General features: G+C 61.4%; 22 protein-coding genes. 13 read left to right on the top strand and 9 right to left on the bottom strand.

What is annotated here, in order from left to right; genetic code table 11:
• Positions 1-174: 174 nt before the first annotated feature.
• The 5 genes from HJB84_RS18735 to HJB84_RS18715 all read right to left on the bottom strand — a co-directional run bounded on the left by HJB84_RS18735 (position 175) and on the right by HJB84_RS18715 (position 3,079).
• Positions 175-489: an antibiotic biosynthesis monooxygenase gene (locus HJB84_RS18735; RefSeq protein ID WP_221116572.1), complete on the bottom strand. Its 315-nt coding sequence runs from the start codon at positions 487-489 to the stop codon at positions 175-177.
• Positions 490-498: 9 nt separating this feature from the next.
• Positions 499-771, bottom strand: a complete 273-nt coding sequence (locus tag HJB84_RS18730) for a hypothetical protein (protein WP_221116571.1) — start codon at positions 769-771, stop codon at positions 499-501.
• Positions 768-1,175 (bottom strand): DUF2325 domain-containing protein, encoded by a 408-nt coding sequence (locus tag HJB84_RS18725; RefSeq protein ID WP_207581487.1) that lies wholly within the window; start codon positions 1,173-1,175, stop codon positions 768-770. Before HJB84_RS18725 ends, HJB84_RS18730 begins: the two co-directional genes overlap by 4 nt.
• 107 nt (positions 1,176-1,282) lie before the next feature.
• Entirely contained in the window at positions 1,283-2,602 is a 1,320-nt protein-coding gene (locus HJB84_RS18720) for an energy transducer TonB (protein ID WP_221116570.1), read from the bottom strand.
• 54 nt (positions 2,603-2,656) lie between these two features.
• A complete protein-coding gene (locus tag HJB84_RS18715; protein WP_221116569.1) occupies positions 2,657-3,079 on the bottom strand; it encodes a hypothetical protein in 423 nt (140 codons plus the stop codon).
• Between the two features lie 175 nt (positions 3,080-3,254).
• On the opposite strand from HJB84_RS18715, the gene hemP reads away from it, so the two are divergent.
• The 7 genes from hemP to HJB84_RS18680 all read left to right on the top strand — a co-directional run bounded on the left by hemP (position 3,255) and on the right by HJB84_RS18680 (position 8,258).
• A complete protein-coding gene (gene hemP, locus HJB84_RS18710; protein WP_207584360.1) occupies positions 3,255-3,437 on the top strand; it encodes a hemin uptake protein HemP in 183 nt (60 codons plus the stop codon).
• A gap of 8 nt (positions 3,438-3,445) precedes the next feature.
• A complete protein-coding gene (locus tag HJB84_RS18705; RefSeq protein WP_221116568.1) occupies positions 3,446-4,495 on the top strand; it encodes a hemin-degrading factor in 1,050 nt (349 codons plus the stop codon).
• 11 nt (positions 4,496-4,506) lie between these two features.
• The gene (locus HJB84_RS18700; RefSeq protein ID WP_221116567.1) at positions 4,507-5,436 is read left to right on the top strand and encodes a hemin ABC transporter substrate-binding protein; all 930 of its coding nucleotides are present in this window, start codon (positions 4,507-4,509) and stop codon (positions 5,434-5,436) included.
• A 2-nt stretch (positions 5,437-5,438) separates the two neighbouring features.
• Positions 5,439-6,551, top strand: a complete 1,113-nt coding sequence (locus HJB84_RS18695) for an iron ABC transporter permease (protein ID WP_207581492.1) — start codon at positions 5,439-5,441, stop codon at positions 6,549-6,551.
• 9 nt (positions 6,552-6,560) lie between these two features.
• On the top strand, positions 6,561-7,355 hold the full coding sequence (locus HJB84_RS18690; RefSeq protein WP_207581493.1) for a heme ABC transporter ATP-binding protein: 795 nt from the start codon (positions 6,561-6,563) through the stop codon (positions 7,353-7,355).
• A 147-nt stretch (positions 7,356-7,502) separates the two neighbouring features.
• On the top strand, positions 7,503-7,847 hold the full coding sequence (locus tag HJB84_RS18685) for a YqjD family protein (protein WP_221116566.1): 345 nt from the start codon (positions 7,503-7,505) through the stop codon (positions 7,845-7,847).
• A 9-nt stretch (positions 7,848-7,856) separates the two neighbouring features.
• A complete protein-coding gene (locus HJB84_RS18680) occupies positions 7,857-8,258 on the top strand; it encodes a hypothetical protein (RefSeq protein ID WP_207581495.1) in 402 nt (133 codons plus the stop codon).
• A gap of 214 nt (positions 8,259-8,472) precedes the next feature.
• On the opposite strand, the gene HJB84_RS18675 is transcribed toward HJB84_RS18680, so the two are convergent.
• Complete coding sequence (locus HJB84_RS18675; RefSeq protein WP_007630757.1) at positions 8,473-9,030, bottom strand: RNA polymerase sigma factor; 558 nt, start codon at positions 9,028-9,030, stop codon at positions 8,473-8,475.
• 10 nt (positions 9,031-9,040) lie between these two features.
• Positions 9,041-9,247, bottom strand: coding sequence for a NepR family anti-sigma factor (locus HJB84_RS18670; protein WP_207584361.1), 207 nt, complete (start codon positions 9,245-9,247; stop codon positions 9,041-9,043).
• A 254-nt stretch (positions 9,248-9,501) separates the two neighbouring features.
• Here HJB84_RS18670 and HJB84_RS18665 point away from each other — a divergent pair, with 254 nt between their 5' ends.
• From HJB84_RS18665 to preA, 4 genes are all read left to right on the top strand, one after another.
• Positions 9,502-10,296 (top strand): response regulator, encoded by a 795-nt coding sequence (locus tag HJB84_RS18665; RefSeq protein ID WP_003581798.1) that lies wholly within the window; start codon positions 9,502-9,504, stop codon positions 10,294-10,296.
• A gap of 192 nt (positions 10,297-10,488) precedes the next feature.
• Entirely contained in the window at positions 10,489-11,484 is a 996-nt protein-coding gene (locus HJB84_RS18660; protein WP_221116576.1) for a sensor histidine kinase, read from the top strand.
• 426 nt (positions 11,485-11,910) lie between these two features.
• The gene (locus tag HJB84_RS18655; protein WP_207581496.1) at positions 11,911-13,272 is read left to right on the top strand and encodes an NAD(P)-dependent oxidoreductase; all 1,362 of its coding nucleotides are present in this window, start codon (positions 11,911-11,913) and stop codon (positions 13,270-13,272) included.
• Between the two features lie 15 nt (positions 13,273-13,287).
• On the top strand, positions 13,288-14,601 hold the full coding sequence (gene preA / locus HJB84_RS18650; RefSeq protein ID WP_207581497.1) for an NAD-dependent dihydropyrimidine dehydrogenase subunit PreA: 1,314 nt from the start codon (positions 13,288-13,290) through the stop codon (positions 14,599-14,601).
• 73 nt (positions 14,602-14,674) lie between these two features.
• On the opposite strand, the gene ftrA is transcribed toward preA, so the two are convergent.
• Complete coding sequence (gene ftrA / locus HJB84_RS18645) at positions 14,675-15,655, bottom strand: transcriptional regulator FtrA (protein ID WP_221116565.1); 981 nt, start codon at positions 15,653-15,655, stop codon at positions 14,675-14,677.
• A gap of 90 nt (positions 15,656-15,745) precedes the next feature.
• On the opposite strand from ftrA, the gene HJB84_RS18640 reads away from it, so the two are divergent.
• Complete coding sequence (locus tag HJB84_RS18640) at positions 15,746-16,156, top strand: rhodanese-like domain-containing protein (RefSeq protein ID WP_207581499.1); 411 nt, start codon at positions 15,746-15,748, stop codon at positions 16,154-16,156.
• Positions 16,157-16,194: 38 nt separating this feature from the next.
• On the opposite strand, the gene HJB84_RS18635 is transcribed toward HJB84_RS18640, so the two are convergent.
• Positions 16,195-17,217 carry an NAD(P)-dependent alcohol dehydrogenase gene (locus tag HJB84_RS18635; RefSeq protein ID WP_221116564.1) on the bottom strand — a complete coding sequence of 341 codons (1,023 nt, stop codon included), beginning with the start codon at positions 17,215-17,217 and terminating at the stop codon, positions 16,195-16,197.
• Positions 17,218-17,320: 103 nt separating this feature from the next.
• Here HJB84_RS18635 and HJB84_RS18630 point away from each other — a divergent pair, with 103 nt between their 5' ends.
• Positions 17,321-18,220, top strand: coding sequence for a LysR family transcriptional regulator (locus HJB84_RS18630; RefSeq protein ID WP_207581501.1), 900 nt, complete (start codon positions 17,321-17,323; stop codon positions 18,218-18,220).
• Positions 18,221-18,232: the final 12 nt, after the last annotated feature.

The following is an 18,232-nucleotide window of genomic DNA, read 5'->3' as shown; positions in this document are numbered from 1 at the left end:
CGACTATTCGGTCGTACGTGACGATGACGAAGATCCCAGGCTCATCCACGGTTGTAACCAGAGGGGGAACGGGCGACTTCGTCACGCCTCTGGCCGGGTGGCCACCCGGCCAGAGGCTCAATCGCTTCCATCGCACAAAATCTCTAACGTGCAGATACAAGGGTGAGTACGCAGTTAGACGCCGTCGACCACGTTGAAGCCTTCGAAAACAGGCGGCCCCTTGTACATGGCCTTGCGGTCGCCGGCATTGCGGTGCGCCGCTCGAAAATTCTCGGACTTGGTCCAGTTCTGAAAATCCGCTTCGCTGTTCCAGACCGTGTGCGAGGAATAGAGCGTGTAGCCCTCCTCTTCGTTGGCCTTCCCGCGCAGCAGGCGGAATTCGACGAAACCGGGCACTTCGGCCAGGCTGGAATCGCGATTGCGCCAGACCGTCTCGAAATCAACTTCGTTCCCGGTTGCGACCTTGAAGCGGTTCATTGCGATATACATGCGATCTCCTTAGGCCTTCCTCTTGCCGGCCCTTGCTGCATAGCAGGGAAAAGCGAGAACATTATTGCCGTTTGCTGCCGCCGGGCCAAGCGGTCTCGTCGTCGCTTCTCCGGGCATGCGCGCTTCCCAAGTCGGGAACAGCATCACATTCCGGTAGATCTGCTGACGATCGGTATGCTGCCGGAAAAGTGCGTAGAGCTCGGGCACGAGGCCCTCGCCTGTCTGCGCGGCAAGCTTATGCAGGCCGATCATGGTGAAGCCGTCGGGACGCTGGTCGTTCATCGGGAATTGTCTCGTTCGTTCATCGTATGCAGCGCACGTTCCAGGCTAGACTTGCTGCCGTTGCGAAGCGGGATGAAGGCCTTGCCGAATTTCTTGCAGCCGGTCTTCACGCGCAGGCAGGCATCGTGGCTGATACAGTCGATCGGGCAGAACACGCAGTCGACCGAGGGCAGCACGGTATCTATGCGGGAAACAGCTTCGCGCAGGCCGCCGTCATGATGAAGGAGCTCGGCACCGAAATTGCTGGCGATCTGGCGAAGATGCGCCACCTGGCAGTCACGCCCGCCGACATAGAGAAAACTGCGGCCATCCAGTTTGGATCGTCCGGCGGATAGCTGGCTGGCGTCCTCGGCCGCGCTGGCGCGGGCCTCCCTGTTCGAACCCTTCTTGCCCTTGCGAGCCATATACCACCCGTTCGCTCGTTGATCGTCACACGATTCCTGCGTGTGCGGGTGGACCTTATTAAACTTGATTTTTAGAGTAAAGTATAAAGTTGATAGGTTTTCTCATATTATTCGACCGCGATCGGCACGGAGGTAAAGCTCCTACCATTTCCACCGGGCGTTGGACCGAATGGAGCCGCGCGCCGGATAGCATCGACGGCGCGCTTATCGATCTCGAGAATGCCAGACCCGCTTACCACGCGAACGGATGTCAAGCCGCCGCTGCCATTCACGGAAAACGAGACGACCACGGTTCCCTCGACACCACGAGGTGTTCTGATCGCGCGGCGAATGCGACTACGGACCTTGCCGTCGTAATTGGCAAAGACTGCAGTTCCGACCCCATTATTGTTGCCGGCGGTGCGCGAGTTACGATCCGACTGAGCCGACCGATCACCTTCAGCAACACCACGAGTAGAATCTTGCTGCGTCTCACCCTGCGAACCAGCGGTCCTTTTCAGTGGACGCTTTTTCTCGACCGGTTTCGGCTTTTCCTGCGTGACCTCTTTCGGCTTCGGCTCTGGGGTTACGATCTCCTGCGGCTCCTCCGGCTCCGACTGCACCTCTGCTGTCTCGACGGGCTTGACCTCTTCAGGCTCAACTGCGGCCACAGGGGGCGTGTTGGATGGCTGAACGTCCGTGGGGATGTCATCGGCCGGCTTCTGCTCTTCCGGAACGACCGTCGACAGCGGTTGTAGGACGGCGGTTTCAGCTGGAACCTCGGAAACGAGAACCTCCGGTGCGACCGCCGCCGCTGTTTCCGGAGAGACGCGCGTCACTTCTGGAACCGGGGCTTGCTGGATCGGATCCTGAGCCTCCACAGGCGAGACATCGGTCGGCTGAACGGTTTCCGGCTGAAGGTTAGCCGCTTCGGTCGGCTGGATTGTATCCGGTTCAACGGCCTCCGGAATGATTTCTTCCTGTACGGTCACATCGGTCTCGCCTGCAGCGGTCTGATCGACGTCCGAATTGCCGTACATCACAACGCTGACAGCTTCGCCCGCTTCCTCGATCGCCTCCTCCGGCGCCTTCGGGAAGGCAATGATCAACATGGCAGCCAACGTCGCATGAAAAATCAACGAGCCAACACAAGTCAGCGCCAGCCGCCGCCGCACCGGTTTCTTCTCGCCTTCCTGCTTTTCCACCGCCGCATCCATCGCCGGCGCTGCGGCACGCGCAGTTGATGCGGCTTCCGGATGATCGGGAAAAGAGGATATCTGCGCCAAACGCGCATAATGGACCACCGCCTCGCCGGCCGGTTGCCGCGGCGCATTGCGCAGGTCGGAAAGCTCATGGCCGGGATGCATGTAATTGTCGTTGAGACTGCCGTCAGCGTCCGGCTCCCCGATGAGCACCTGTCTCGATCTGGACTTCGCTGAAATCGCCATTGTTATGCCTCGGACAGCCTGAAACATGTCCGCCGGGGTCAGCCCCCGGCGTATTTAGCCCTCGAAGGGAATGGAAATCTGCGAGCGGGTGACGAGACCCTTCATGCATTCGCCCGCCGCCGGCCCGTCGCAGACCGGCGTGTCGTTGATGAGGATCCGGGTCACGCTTTCGCATTTGACATTCGGCATGTCGAACTGGCGCACGCGTTTCTTGCCCTGCGGCAGATCGCGGAAATCGAGCACGGTGATGCGGTCGACGGCATTCTTGTCGTTGAAGAAGGCAAGCTCGAAAGAGATCTTGTTGATCGGCGCCTGAAGATTGTTCTCGGCAACGAAGGTCATCATGCAGCCCTTTTGCGACGGCGCCAGAGCGTTGAGTTCGACATCGAGCTTGGCGGTTGCCGCATCCTGCGCCTGGCATATGCTTGAGACCGCCATCACCACGCCGGCCGCAACAGCCGCAAACCTAACCGTCATTATCTTCTCCGCTTCTGTCCCGAACCGCCGCCAGGCAGCCTCAAATCAGCAATCTCAAAAACTTGACTGCAATAGTCTCCTATTGCGTCTTTAAAAAACTATGAGTAAGAAAGTCAAGTTAATTGTCATCACAACCGGGGACCCCAATCCCGGCCCCACGGAATTGCCAACCGAAATGATGGTTGAAAAGCCAAATAACTTTAAGCACGTGCCGCTGCCGAGCGCGCCTGCGGCGCAGCACCGGATCGTCGAAAGCGCGGATCTTTTCCGCGGCACGAACGAAATCATGATCAGACACGACGGTTTGACCTATCGCCTGAAGATCACCCGGCAGGGCAAGCTCATTCTCAATAAATAGGGTAAGATATGACCGAGCAGACAAGACCGGCGCCAGCCGAAATCCGTGCGTTTCGCGCCCAAAATCCGAAGATGCGCGAGCGCGAGATCGCTGCCCAGCTGAAGATTTCCGAGGCAGCTCTCGTCGCCGCCGAAACTGGCATCAGCGTGACCCGCATCGATGGCAGCGCGCTGATGCTCCTCGAACGCGTGGCCGGCCTCGGCGAAGTGATGGCGCTGTCGCGCAACGAAAGTGCCGTGCACGAAAAAATCGGCATCTTCGAAAACATCAAAAGCGGCGTGCAGGCCGCAATCGTTCTCGGCGAGAATATCGACCTGCGCATCTTCCCGAGCCGCTGGGAATACGGTTTCGCCGTATCCAAGAAGGATGGCGACCAGGTGCGCCTCAGCCTGCAATATTTCGATAAGGCGGGCTGCGCCGTGCACAAGCTGCACCTGCGTCCGAATTCGAATGTCGAGGCTTATCACGCGATGGTCGCCGAGTTGAAACTCGAAGACCAGTCTCAGGACTTCGTCGAGGCCGAGACCTCGAATACCGTCGATGAAACCGCCTACGTCAGCCGAGACGAATTGCGCGACAGTTGGAACAAGCTCACCGATACCCATGAGTTCTTCGGCATGCTGAAACGCCTGAAGATCGGCCGCCAGGCGGCCATCCGCAGCGTCGGCGACGATTATGCCTGGAAGCTGGACAACACCGCGACTTCGGAGATGATGCATGCCTCGGTGAAATCCGGCCTGCCGATCATGTGCTTCGTCGCCAATAACGGCATCGTCCAGGTCCATTCCGGCCCGATCTTCAACGTCCAGGCCATGGGTCCGTGGATCAATATCATGGACCCTACCTTCCATCTGCATCTGCGCCAGGATCACATCGCCGAGACCTGGGCCGTGCGCAAGCCGACCAAGGATGGGCATGTCACCTCGCTGGAGGCTTACAATGCCGATGGCGAGATGATCATCCAGTTCTTCGGCAAGCGGCAGGAAGGCTCCGACGAACGCGCCGAATGGCGCGCGATCATCGAAAATCTGCCGCGGGCAGCAAGTGTTGCCGCATAAGGATCGCTGTGATGACGATGCGTAACAATCTGCGCCGGCTTCGCCCCTGGCAACTCGCCCTGACGGCGACCGTCATGGCACTGCCGCTGATCCCGTCGGCACCGGCGGTCAAAGGCTTCGCCTTCGTCCGCGCCGCCCATGCCGAAGAAAACAAGCTCGACACCTCGCGCCTGGTTTCGGTCGGCGGTGATATCACCGAGATCGTCTATGCGCTCGGCGAGGAAAACCGGCTGATCGCCCGCGACACGACAAGCATCTACCCCGAGGCGGCGCTGAAGCTGCCCAATGTCGGTTACATGCGGGCGCTCTCGCCGGAAGGTATCCTCGCCATGAACCCGACGGCGATCATCGCCGTCGAGGGTTCCGGCCCGAAGGAGGCGCTGGCTGTGCTGAAGAGTGCCAGCGTGCCCTTCGAAACCGTGCCGAGCCCCTTTACCCGCGATGGCATCATCGCCAAGATCGACCGGGTGGGCTTGCTGCTTGGCGTGCCTGACAAGGCGAAGGCGCTTGAAGAAAAGGTTGCGACCGATCTCGACGCGGCGATCGCCGATGCCGAAAAGCGTCCGGAGGCGGAGCGCAAGCGCGTTCTCTTCATCCTCAGCGCCCAGAACGGCCGGATCATGGCATCGGGCACCGGCACGGCGGCCGATGGCATCGTCAAGCTCGCCGGTGCCATCAACGCCGTCGGCGCATTCCCGGGCTACAAACCGCTGACGGACGAGGCGATCATCGAGGCCAAGCCCGACATCATCCTGATGATGAACCGCGGCGATGGCGCCGGCACCAAGAACGAGGACCTGCTGGCCCAGCCGGCGATCGCGCTGACGCCGGCTGGCGAGAAGAAGGCGATCATCCGCATGGACGGCATCTACCTGCTCGGCTTCGGCCCGCGCACCGCCGCCGCCGCGCGTGAGCTCAACATGGCGATCTACGGGGGCTGATCATGGTCCTGCCGCAAGCCATGATGGAACGAAGGCGACCATTCCCGATGGCGGAGATCAGCGCAAACCGGCGGGCGGGCGACAGAACGCGGCTCGCTTTGCTGGTCATCGCGCTGCTCGTCATCGGCTCGGTCTTCTCGATGCTGTTTTCGGTGACGACGGGCGCCTCGGATGTCTCGATCCTCGACGTTATCAGCAACATGGCCGGTTCCGAGACGGCGCTCAGCACGCGTGGCCGGATCATCATCTTCGATATCCGCCTGCCGAGGGCGATCCTCGGCTTCCTGATCGGCGCCTCGCTGGCCGTTTCCGGCACGGTGATGCAGGGCCTGTTCCGCAATCCGCTGGCCGATCCCGGCCTCGTCGGCGTCTCCTCCGGTGCAAGCCTCGGTGCGGTCACCGTCATCGTGCTCGGCGGTGGCCTTGCCGCTCCACTCCAGGCGCTTCTCGGCATCTATGCCCTGCCGGCGGCCGCCTTTGGCGGCGGTCTCGTCACGACGCTGCTGCTCTACAGGATCGCCACCCGCCACGGTCAGACCTCGGTGGCGACGATGCTGCTTGCCGGCATCGCTCTCGGCGCGCTCACCCTGGCGATGACAGGACTGCTGATCTACATGGCCAACGACCAGCAGCTGCGCGACCTGACATTCTGGAGCATGGGCTCGCTTGCCGGCGCCACATGGATGAAGATCGCCGCCGCCGGCCCGATCATCCTGTTGTCCTTCACGGCCCTGCCCTTCATGGCTCGCGGCCTCAATGCCATGACGCTCGGCGAGGCCGCCGCCTTCCATATGGGTGTGCCGGTCCAGCGGCTGAAGACTATCGCGATCGTCGGCGTCGCCGCGGCGACCGGCGCGTCCGTCGCCGTCAGCGGCGGCATCGGTTTCGTCGGCATCGTCGTGCCGCATATCCTGCGCATGGCAATCGGCCCGGACCATCGTTTCCTGCTGCCGGCTGCAGCCCTTCTCGGCGGCTCACTGCTGATCTTCGCCGACGTCCTGGCGCGCACCCTTGTCGCCCCGGCCGAACTGCCGATCGGCATTATCACCGCGGCCGTCGGCGGGCCTTTCTTCCTGTGGATCCTGCTGAGGCAGCGTTCACGCCTTGCCCTTTGAGTGACTGAGATGATCGAAGTTTCCGGCGTCTCGGTGCGCCTTTCCGGCAAGGCCATCATCAGCGACGTCGCCTTCACGGCAAAGGCCGGCGAGCTGACGGCGATTGCCGGGCCGAACGGCTCCGGCAAGACGACGACGATGAAGGCAATCTCCGGTGAACTTGCCTATGGCGGCTCGGTGCGCATCGGCGGCAACGAGGTCAAAGGACTGTCACCCTGGCAGCTTGCCGCCGTTCGTGGCGTGCTCCCGCAGGCAAGCACGATCTCCTTTCCCTTCACCGTGCGAGAGATCGTCCGCATGGGCCTGACATCAGGCATCAACCTCAATCCCGACAAGGCCGACCAGACGGCCGCCGCCGCACTTTCCTCCGTCGACTTGACCGGCTTCGAAGGCCGTTTCTATCAGGAACTCTCCGGCGGCGAGCAGCAGCGCGTGCAGCTTGCCCGCGTGCTCTGCCAGATCGCCGAGCCTGTCGTCGACGGCAAACCCTGCTGGCTGCTGCTCGACGAGCCGGTCTCAAGCCTCGACATCAGCCACCAGCTGGCGATCATGACGCTTGCCCGCAATTTCTGCGAACGCGGCGGCGGCGTCATCGCCGTCATGCATGATCTCAACCTGACGGCGCTCTTTGCCGACCGCATCGTGCTGATGAAATCCGGCCGCCTCGCCGCCGCCGGCAGCGTCAGTGACGTGTTGACGGACGAAACAATGCTGTCGGTGTTCGGCTGCGCGCTGCGGATCAACCAGGTGCCGGCCGACGGCACGCCCTTCGTGCTTGCCCACAGCGCCGTATCCCGTCCTTAGACCAGCACACGCGGAACTTTTGATCGCCCGGCACGTTTTCGGCAGTGATCTGGGTCAATGCCGGGCAATATCATTCATGCAACGAACGGTGGCGACCCCAGTGCGAAATAGGCGGGCTTGCGCGCGCCCCAGCCAATGGAGACAGCCATGAGCTATTCTATCTTCCAATCCGGCCGCAGCCGCCGCAATGGTACTTTCCACAATCTGGAATCCGGCATCGAGGAGCAGGTCGAGGCGCTGCGCGACGAACTCGCGGAACTGACACGCCTCGTCGGCAAGAGTTCGCGCCACCAGGGCGAAAAAATCCGCAGTCAAGCCGGCGCCGGTTATGAGGAACTGCTCGGCCGCAGCGAGGATCTGCTACGCGAATTGCAGCACGGCTACGAGCGTAGCGCGACCGAAATGCGCGAGACCGTCCGCAAACATCCGCTGGCAACGATCGGCGCCGCAGCCGCTTTCGGCCTGGTTATCGCCTTCCTCGCCCGCCGCTGAGGACGCGCGATGCTGTTCTCGATCCTCAGCCTGCTGACGGGCGCAAGCGTGCACCGGACCGTTGCGCGCGCCAAACGCAATAGCATCTTCATCGCGCTTGCCGCGCTCTTTCTCCTCACCGCCTACGCGCTGGCAGTCACCGCCGGCGCCATCTGGCTCGCCGGCATCTACGGCGCATTCGCCGCCGTGCTCTTCCTGGCCGCAGGCGCGTTGCTGATCGCTATCATCGCCTTGGTGGTCATGGCAGTCATGAATGCCCGGGAGAAGCGTCGTGCCCGCGAGCGCCGCGCGGCGCTGGAATCCTTCGCAACGGTTGGCCTCGGTCTCATCCGCGCCCAGCCGCTGCTGACCGCCGGCGTGCTGGCAGCCATCGTCGCGGCCAATCTGATGGGTTCGAAGCGCGAGGATTGAGGAGGGAGGGGACCGGCAGCACCCGATCGCATTTGGACTCAGAAGCACCTTGCCAACTTCCTTCATTCCTGTGCTCGTCACAGGAATGAGGTTGGAGACGAGGATCCCGCGGAACAACCCGCAACCCCGTCTCCGCCGCGCGGTTGCTCACGCTCCCGACAACGCAAAAAAGCCGGCGCCCCAAGAGGCCGCCGGCTTTTCGCGATCATAATTTTCAGAACGCAAACGCCTTCGACGTCAGCGGCGCCGAGGTGGCGTCGGGGCCGAAATCGGCCTCGCCGGATATCTGCAGCAATTCCTGCAGCCGCTGACGGGCGCGGTTGACGCGGCTCTTGATGGTGCCGACGGCGCAGCCGCAGATTTCGGCCGCCTCCTCGTAGGAAAAACCCGAGGCGCCGACGAGGATGATCGCCTCGCGCTGGTCCGGCGGCAACTGGTCGAGCGCTTTCTTGAAGTCCTGCAGATCGAGCGCGCCGTATTGCGAGGGGTGCATCGCCATCGATTCCGTGAACAGCCCGTCGCTGTCCTGGACCTCGCGGCCGCTCTTACGCATCTGGCTGTAGAGTTCATTGCGCAGGATCGTGAACAGCCAGGCCTTCATATTCGTGCCCATCTCAAAATGATCCTGCTTGGCCCAGGCCTTCATGATGGTGTCCTGGACGAGATCGTCGGCACGATCATGCCGCCCGATGAGCGATATTGCGAAGGCGCGGAGACTTGGGAGGGCCGCCAGCAGTTCCCGCTTGAAGCTGGGTTGCGCTTTATCTTCCATGCGCACGATCCTATTCGGCCATCTTGGCAGAAGCCATCATTTCGGCATGGTCGAGCTTTTCGAGAAGATCGAGAAAACGATCGGGGATCGCCTCCCCTTGCGCAGAGGCATACAGCGACCGCAGCCTGACGCCGATCTGATTGTTCGGGTCCAGTATATCGCTTGCCCGCAGCTCCAGCTTGCGCTGGTCGGCTGCTTCTTTCTTGCGTGTAATCATCAATTCGTCTTCTCGCCGGTTGTCTGTTGGGGCGTGCATGGGATCGATCACGATTTCAACCATCGACACCGACCCTCCGATTGTCGATGTCGCTGGCATCTTTTGTTGCATGGGTCAAAACGCTACGCCCTTTCCTCGTCGGCTGGAATAATGCGGCGCGACAAAAAAAGTTCCTGCCATTCCGGAACTTTTTTATCAAAGTGACGTTTACCGCTCATTGAAGCCAATGACCGGCCTGCATACGGGAGCCCTTAATGACACTTTCCACTCGAATTGCGCCGCACCTTCCTTATCTGCGCCGCTATTCCCGCGCCCTTACCGGCACTCAGACTTCCGGCGACGCGTATGTCGCCGCCGTTCTCGAAGCCATCATCGCCGATCTCACGATTTTCCCGGATACGGCGAATGACCGGGTGGCACTCTACAAACTGTTTACGCAATTGTTTGGTTCCACCGCAGTCCAGATTCCAGAACCCACCTCGCCCTATGCCTGGGAACAGCGCGCCACGCTCAACCTTTCCAAGGTTTCGCCAGGCGCCCGTCAAGCCTTCCTGCTCGCCTCCGTAGAGAATTTCCGCGTCGCCGAGATCGGCGAAATCCTGGAACTCGACGAACAGGATGTCATGCGTCTGCTCGACATGGCCTCGCAGGAGATTTCCCGTCAGGTCGCAACCGACATCATGATCATCGAGGACGAACCGCTGATCGCCATGGATATCGAGCAAATGGTCGAAAGCCTCGGCCATCGCGTCACCGGCATTGCCCGCACGCACGCCGAGGCCGTTGCGCTCTACAACAAAACCAAGCCGAGCATGGTTTTGGCCGACATCCAGCTGGCCGACGGCAGCTCCGGCATCGACGCTGTCAACGACATCCTCAAGACGTCTAGCGTGCCGGTGATCTTCATCACCGCTTTCCCGGAAAGGCTTTTGACCGGCGAGCGGCCCGAACCGACATTCCTCGTCACCAAGCCCTTCAATCCAGACATGGTCAAGGCATTGATCAGCCAAGCTCTTTTCTTCAACGAATCGACCAGAGTGGCTGCCTGAGACGCAATTTTCCGGCCTTCGGAACCAAATCGCCAAAACAGGCGTTCCGGTGTTACCGGGACGCTCCGGTGGCTTTAACGGTTTTTGCAGCGCTTTGTTCTAGAGTTGACCGGCGGCGTCTCTAAGGGCGCGTCCTTCAGCGACGTTCAAGATGTCACAAGGAAAGGCGGCCGAGTGAATACGACTGAACCATTGTCCGGCATGCCTTTTACCTTCGAAAGCAAAGCCGCAATGATGGAACGCGCGCTCGGCAGCGCCGGGATTTCAATCCTCTGTCAGGACGCCCGGCTTTCAATCTTCTACGCCGAAAATCTGCCGCCGCATTTCGCGGCGCTCTTCATGCCGGGCGGCGGCGATGCTGCCCTCTTTGGCGACGCGCACGGCCGGTATCTGACGGCACTAAAACACAAAGTGCTGGAAACCGGTATCCCCAACAATGCCGAGGTCGAGATCGAAGTCGACGGCGAAATGCGCAGTTATGAGCTGAAGATCCAGCGCACCGGCGAACGCGGCACACATGGACTTCTGTCGGTAATGGCTGAAGTCACCGAAAGCCGACATCGTGAAAAAGTGCTGAAATCGCTGCTGCGCGAACTCTCGCACCGCTCGAAGAACCTTCTCGCCATCATCCAGGGCATCGCCACCCAGACGGCGCGCAACACGCTCTCTCTCGACAGCTTCCTCCTCAAGTTTCGCGGACGGCTGCAATCGCTTTCCAATTCGCAGGATCTGATTACAGACTCGAGCTGGCGCGGCGCCTATCTCTTCGAACTTGCCGAAAAGCAATTCGCCCCCTACTGGCCGGAAACGGCCGGCTCCATGCCGATCTACGGCATCAACGCCCATCTGACGCCGAATGCCGCCGTGCATCTCGGGCTCGCCCTCCATGAACTCATCGTCAACTCCGCCTCCTACGGCGCGATTTCCGGTGGCGCCGCTTCGATCACGTTGAATTGCCGCGACGCCATGATCGGCGACAGGAAGGCGATCGAAATAACCTGGGTAGAGGTGCTGCAGAACCAGTTGGAAATCCACGAATTCAGCGACAACAGCTTCGGCCGCACCGTGCTGGAGCGTGTCGTGCCCTCGTCGGTCAACGGCAGGGCGGAGCTGAGCCTCGTGCCCGGCCGCATCGAATATCGCCTGACCATTCCGGAAAGCGAATTCGAAATCTTTAAGCGCCTGTGAAAGCAAACCAGAAAACAAACCGTCGCAAACGGAAAAACAGCCGGTGCGAGGGCGGCGCACCAGCTGTCTTCACTCACCGGGAGGGGACCGTGAGTACGTCCGGATGGTGGGTTGGGGGCGCGCATGTTGGGTCGATGCGGTCACCATCCAGATATCGCAATAACGACGACATCCAACATTGGTTCCCTCCACCAACAAAAAAATCCGACTTTTTCGAATCTTTTTTTGGAAGTCCTGACGCTGACACACGTCCCACCATTTCACCGATATCGACCAGTGAAAATCAGTGAAAATCAGTGAAAAGGAAACAGATAGTTATCTAGGGATAAACAACAGAACGCTCTCAAAATTTTACCGTTTGATAAATTTTTAGACCTGAGTTACGCTTTCCCTCACAGGCCGTTTACCAATAATGAGGGAACTTCAATGGAACGACTGGAAACGGGGATTCATGCCGGCCGGCTTTCGCCCGCCGAGTATGAGGCTAATTTTTCCGATCTTCATCCGCGCCTCGACAATCATGAGGCGCTGGTCGCCGCCGACCGCTGTTATTTCTGTTACGACGCGCCGTGCATGACGGCCTGTCCCACCTCGATCGATATTCCGCTGTTCATCCGGCAGATTTCGACCGGCAATCCGATCGGCTCGGCCAAGACGATCTTCGATCAGAACATCCTCGGCGGCATGTGCGCTCGCGTCTGTCCCACCGAAGAGCTTTGCGAACAGGCCTGTGTGCGCAACACGGCAGAAGAACGCCCCGTCGAGATCGGCCGGCTGCAGCGTTATGCGACCGATGCCGCCATACAGGCCGGCAGGCAGTTCTACGCCAGGGCCGAAGCATCAGGAAAGACGATCGCCGTCGTCGGCGCAGGCCCAGCCGGCCTTGCCGCCGCCCATCGTCTGGCCGTGAAGGGCCACTCCGTCGTCATCTATGACGCCAGGGAAAAATCCGGCGGCCTCAACGAATACGGCATCGCCACCTATAAGACGGTCGATGATTTCGCCCAGCAGGAAGTCGACTACATCATCTCGATCGGCGGCATCGAAGTTCGCCAAGGCGCTCTTCTCGGCCGCGATTTTTCGCTCTCCGATCTGCAGGCGCAGTATGACGCCGTCTTTCTCGGTATCGGCCTTGCCGGCGTCAACGCCCTGCGCATCGACGGCGAGAACCTTGCAGGCGTCGACGACGCTGTCGATTTCATCGCGGCACTCCGCCAAGCCGAAGAAAAGAACGAAATAGCTATCGGCCGCCGGGTCGTCGTCCTCGGCGGCGGCATGACGGCGATCGACGCTGCCGTTCAGGCAAAGTTGCTCGGCGCCGAGGAGGTGACGATCTGTTACCGCCGCGGCAAGGAGCACATGAACGCGTCGGAATTCGAGCAGGATCTGGCAAGCTCCAAGGGCGTCATCATCCGTCACTGGCTGGCGCCGAAATCGATCCTGTCACAGGACGGCAAGGTTGCCGCCATCGAGGTGGAATATACGAGGGTTCTTGACGGCCGCCTCATCGGCACCGGCGAGACCGGCGTGATCGCCGCCGACCAGATTTTCAAGGCGATCGGCCAGAACTTTGACGCCTCGGGCCTCGGTTCGCTGCGCATGGAATCCGGCCGCATCGCCGTCGATGTCGAAGGCCACACCTCGCTCGATGGCGTCTGGGCCGGCGGCGACTGCGTCTTCGGCGGCGACGATCTCACGGTTTCCGCCGTCGCCCATGGTCGCGACGCAGCTGAATCCATCCATCGCACCCTGTCTGCTGCAGCCGCTCCGGCTGTCGCGGTTGCTTGAAGGGGAGAATGAACAATGGCTGATCTCCGCAATAATTTCGTCGGCATCAAGTCTCCGAACCCGTTCTGGCTGGCGTCCGCGCCGCCAACCGACAAGGCCTATAACGTCGAGCGCGCCTTCAAGGCAGGCTGGGGCGGTGTGGTCTGGAAGACGCTGGGCGAGGAAGGCCCGCCCGTCGTCAACGTCAACGGCCCGCGCTACGGCGCGATCTGGGGCGCCGACCGCCGCCTGCTTGGTCTGAACAATATCGAACTCATCACCGACCGCGACCTCTATACCAACCTCAGGGAAATGAAGCAGGTCAAGATGAATTGGCCCGATCGGGCGCTGATTGCTTCGATCATGGTGCCCTGCGAGGAAGAGGCCTGGAAGTCGATCCTGCCCTTGGTCGAGGAAACCGGCGCCGACGGTATCGAGCTCAATTTCGGCTGTCCGCACGGCATGTCGGAGCGCGGCATGGGCTCCGCCGTCGGCCAGGTGCCGGAATACATCGAAATGGTCGTACGCTGGTGCAAGCAGTACACCCGCATGCCGGTCATCACCAAGCTGACGCCGAACATCACCGATGTCCGCCGTCCTGCCCGCGCTGCCAAGGCCGGCGGCACCGATGCCGTCTCGCTGATCAACACGATCAATTCGATCGTCTCCGTCGATCTCGACAACTTCGCCCCGAACCCGACCGTCGGCGGCAAGGGCAGCCACGGCGGTTATTGCGGCCCGGCCGTCAAGCCGATCGCGCTCAACATGGTGGCCGAGATTGCCCGTGATCCCGAAACCTACGGCCTGCCGATCTCAGGCATCGGCGGCATCACCACCTGGCGGGACGCCGCCGAATTCCTCGTCCTCGGCGCCGGCAACGTTCAGGTCTGCACGGCAGCGATGACCTATGGCTTCAAGATCGTGCAGGAGATGATCACGGGCCTCTCCGACTGGATGGACGAAAAGGGCCATCGCAGCCTCGACGACATCACCGGCCGCGCCGTGCCCAACGTCACCGACTGGCAATATCTGAACCTCAACTATATCGCCAAGGCGAGGATCGATCAGGATGCCTGCATCAAATGCGGCCGCTGCTACATCGCCTGTGAGGACACTTCGCATCAGGCGATCACCAACTTCGTCGACGGCGTTCGCCATTTCGAGGTGATGGACGAGGAATGCGTCGGCTGCAATCTCTGCGTCAGCGTCTGCCCGGTGGAGAACTGCATCACCCTGGAACAGCTTCCCGCCGGCACCCTCGACAAGCGCACCGGCCGCATCGTCGACCCGAACTACGCCAACTGGACGACGCACCCGAACAACCCGATGGCGCGTCAGGCGGCGGAGTAACGATCTGCGACGCCGCGGAAACAATGATCCGCGGCGTTGGATCTCGCCGGCAACGTTCGCAGCGTCAGGCCCTCTATCCGCCAAATGACTTCCGATAGGCATGCGGGCTCGTGCCCAGCCGTTTGCGGAAATGGTGGCGCATTGTCGCCAGCGTGCCGAAGCCGCTGGTGGCAGCGATATCATCGAGCGATACCGCAAGCTCCCTTTCGAGAAGGTCGCGCGCATGCCGCATCCGCTCCTTCAGCAGCCATTCGCCGACACTGAGACCCGTTGTCGCTTCGAAGCGCCGTTGAAAAGTACGCATGCTCATGCCTGCTCTTTTGGCAAGCAGGCTGATCGGCTGCTCCTCGGAAAGGCTTTGGCGCATCCATTCAATCAGTGGCCCGAGGCGAATGCCCTCGCGTTCCTGCGGAACCGGCGCGTGGATGAACTGCGCCTGTCCGCCTTCGCGGTGCGGCGGCACGACGAGGCGGCGGGCGACGCTGTTTGCGGCCGCCGCGCCGAAATCGCCGCGCACCACATGCAGGCAAAGATCGATGCCGGCAGCACTGCCCGCCGCCGTCAGCAGGCTGCCTTCATCGATGTAGAGAACGTCGGGATCGAGGGCGATGTCCGGATAACGGGCGGCGATCGAGGCGACATAGCGCCAATGTGTCGTCGCCCTGCGGTTGGCGAGCAGCCCCGATCCGGCAAGAACCGCAACGCCGGAGCAGAGTGACATGATGCGCGCGCCGCGTTGACGCGCCGCCTTGAGCGCTGCGGCGAGCGGCGCCGGCACCGGCGCATCGATCGCCCGCCAGCCGGGCACGACGATCAGATCCGCCTCGTCGAGCACCTCCAGCCCCTTGTCGACCGCGACCGTCAGCCCTCCGGCGGCGTGAAGCGGCCCCGGTTCGATGCCGCAGACCGAGAAGCGATACCAGTCTTCGCCCATCTCCGGGCGCGGCAGGCCGAAGACTTCGTAGGCGATGCCGAACTCGAAGGTGCAGAGCCCGTCATAGGCAAGGGCTGCGACCAATGGTCCTTTCGTCTGCGGCAGTGATGAGTTTGGCATGATCTTTACGCTGTCGGTCGTTATGGCCAGTTTCGCAAAGTTCTAGCATCGGCGATACCAGGCGACAATTGCACCATGAAAGGAAAAACGATGCCAAGCCCCGTTGCCGAAATGCCTGCCGCAGCCCCCGATACTGCCGCCGCCCACTATGCCGCCAAGCTCGCCTTCGAAACCGACTGCTCGGATGTCCACGCCGCCTTTGCCGGCGCCAAGGTCGATTTCATTCTTCTCGACGTCCGCTCGCCGGCACTGTTTGCGCAGGCCCATGTACCGGGCGCGATCAACCTGCCGCACGGCAAGATGACCGCGCACCGCATGTCGGAATGGTCGGGGGATACCCTGTTCGTCGTCTATTGCGCCGGTCCTCACTGCAACGGCGCCGACAAGGCCGCCTTCCGTCTCGCCAATCTCGGCCTCCATGCCAAGCTGATGGTCGGCGGCATGACCGGCTGGGCCGACGAGGGCTTTATCTTCGAAAGCGCAGCCATCGCCGCCGCATAGCAGAACGCTCCCCTCACGGTGCGAGGGGAGCACATGTCTCAGAACTCGATAACGACCTTGCCGAACGGGCCGCGATAGAGATGATCGAGCGCCTGCGGCAGGTCCTCGAAAGCATAACGTCTGTCGATCACAGGCTTCAGCCCCGTCTGGTCGACGGCGCAAACCAGATCCTCCAACCCCCGGCGGTGGCCGACCGAAATTCCCTGCACGACGGGCGCCTTGAGAAGCAAGGGCGCAGCAGGCGCCGAGACTTCAAAGCCCTCGAACACGCCAATCACCGAAATCCGGCCGTTGACCGCCACGGCCTCCAGCGCCCGGCCGAGATGCGGCCCACCGACGATTTCCAGCACGTGGTCAGCGCCATAATCGCCGGTCAGTTGATAGAGCTGCTCCACCCAGTCGCGCTCCTGGCGGTTGATCAGATGATCGGCCCCGAGCGCCGATGCACGTTCGAGCTTTTCGCTGCTGCCTGATGTGATGAAGACTTCGGCGCCATGCGCCTTGGCAATCTGCAGGCCGAAAAGTGCAACCCCGCCGGTTCCCTGCACCAGCACCTTGTCGCCGGCCTTGAGCTTGCCGCATTCGATGAGCGCAAACCACGCCGTCAGCCCGGCGCAGGGCAGCGTACTTGCTTCAGCCGCATCGAGTGTATCAGGCGCAAGCGCGAACCATTCCTCGGAAAGCACCATGTGCTCGGAAAGTACCCCAGAATAAAAGCCGCCGCGCGTCTGATAATGTGGATTGCGGGCAGTTCCAGGCCCGCGTCCATCGATCCAGTCCGGGTTAAAGGTGGAGATCACCCGATCGCCGGGTTTGAAGCGCGTGACATCAGGCCCGACGGCATCGACTACGCCTGCCATGTCCGAGGCCGGCACGAAGGGGAACTGCAATGGCAGGCCCATGCCGCTATCAAGCACCAGCCTGTCGCGGAAATTGAGGGAGACGGCCTGCGTCCGCACCCGGATCATCGTGCCTGACACCTCAGGAATTCTGCCTTCGCCGATCTTCAGATTGGCCTCCGGGCCGATGGCATCGGTCTGCCATTGCCTTGTCGTCTGCATCTTTCTGCTCCTTCTCAATAGGCGGAGCAGCAGATATATCGTTGAATATTCCTCTCTAGTTGAGATATTAAATCGCCAGAATGGTGCCATTGAGGAAACAAAGATGGAGCAGTTGAAGGGAATTTCGATCTTTGTCGAGACGGTCGAGGCCGGTGGTTTCTCGGCCGCGGCCGAGCGACTCCATCTCACTCGCTCGGCGGTCAGCAAGACGATTGCAAGGCTCGAAGAGCGGCTCGGCGTCCGGCTCTTCAACCGCACGACCCGTGCCCAAAACCTGACCGACGAAGGCCGGTTCTTCTACGAGCGTTGCCTGAGAGCCGTCGAGGAAATCCGCATCGGCGAGGCCCAGCTTGAATCGGGCAAGCGCGAAGTCCGCGGCAGACTGCGTGTATCGATGCCGGCGCTTTTCGGGCGCCATTGTGCCGCTCCGATCCTGACCCGCCTGCTCGACGACCATCCGAATCTCGAACTCGACTTCTCCTTCAGCGACCGCGTCGTCGATCTTCTGGAGGACGGCTTCGACCTTGCCGTGCGCAACGGTCCGCTGAAGGACAATCCCGACCTGATGACGCGGGCGATCGCCCGACAGCCCATGACCGTCTGCGCTTCGCCCGCCTATCTGGAAAAATACGGGGTGCCACAAACGCTGGACGATATCGCTCATCACCAGGGCATCGTCTATCGCCGCGGCGACAACGACAAAGCCTGGACCTTTCCGGCAGCGGCAGGGCCCGCACGCGAAGTTCTGCCGAAATCGCGGCTGCGGCTTGACGATCTCGCCTCGATAGCCGACGCGGCGGTAAAAGGGCGCGGGCTAGCCTGGCTCACGTGCTGGCTGGTGCGCGACAGGGTCTTGTCGGGCGAACTCGTGCGGGTTCTGACCGATAGACCGCCGAGCGTCTTCGAAGCCTACGCCGTCTGGCCGAGATCGCCCGTGATGTTGCCAAAGGTGCGCCTTGCCATCGATATGTTGGCAGCAGATCTGCCGCGCCTGATGGGTTGAGGTTGCTCTCTG

This window comes from Rhizobium sp. NZLR1b (genome assembly GCF_019685155.1).
GTDB lineage: Bacteria > Pseudomonadota > Alphaproteobacteria > Rhizobiales > Rhizobiaceae > Rhizobium.
Note: the sequence above shows the minus strand (reverse complement) of the source record. Positions and strands in the feature narration are given on the sequence as shown.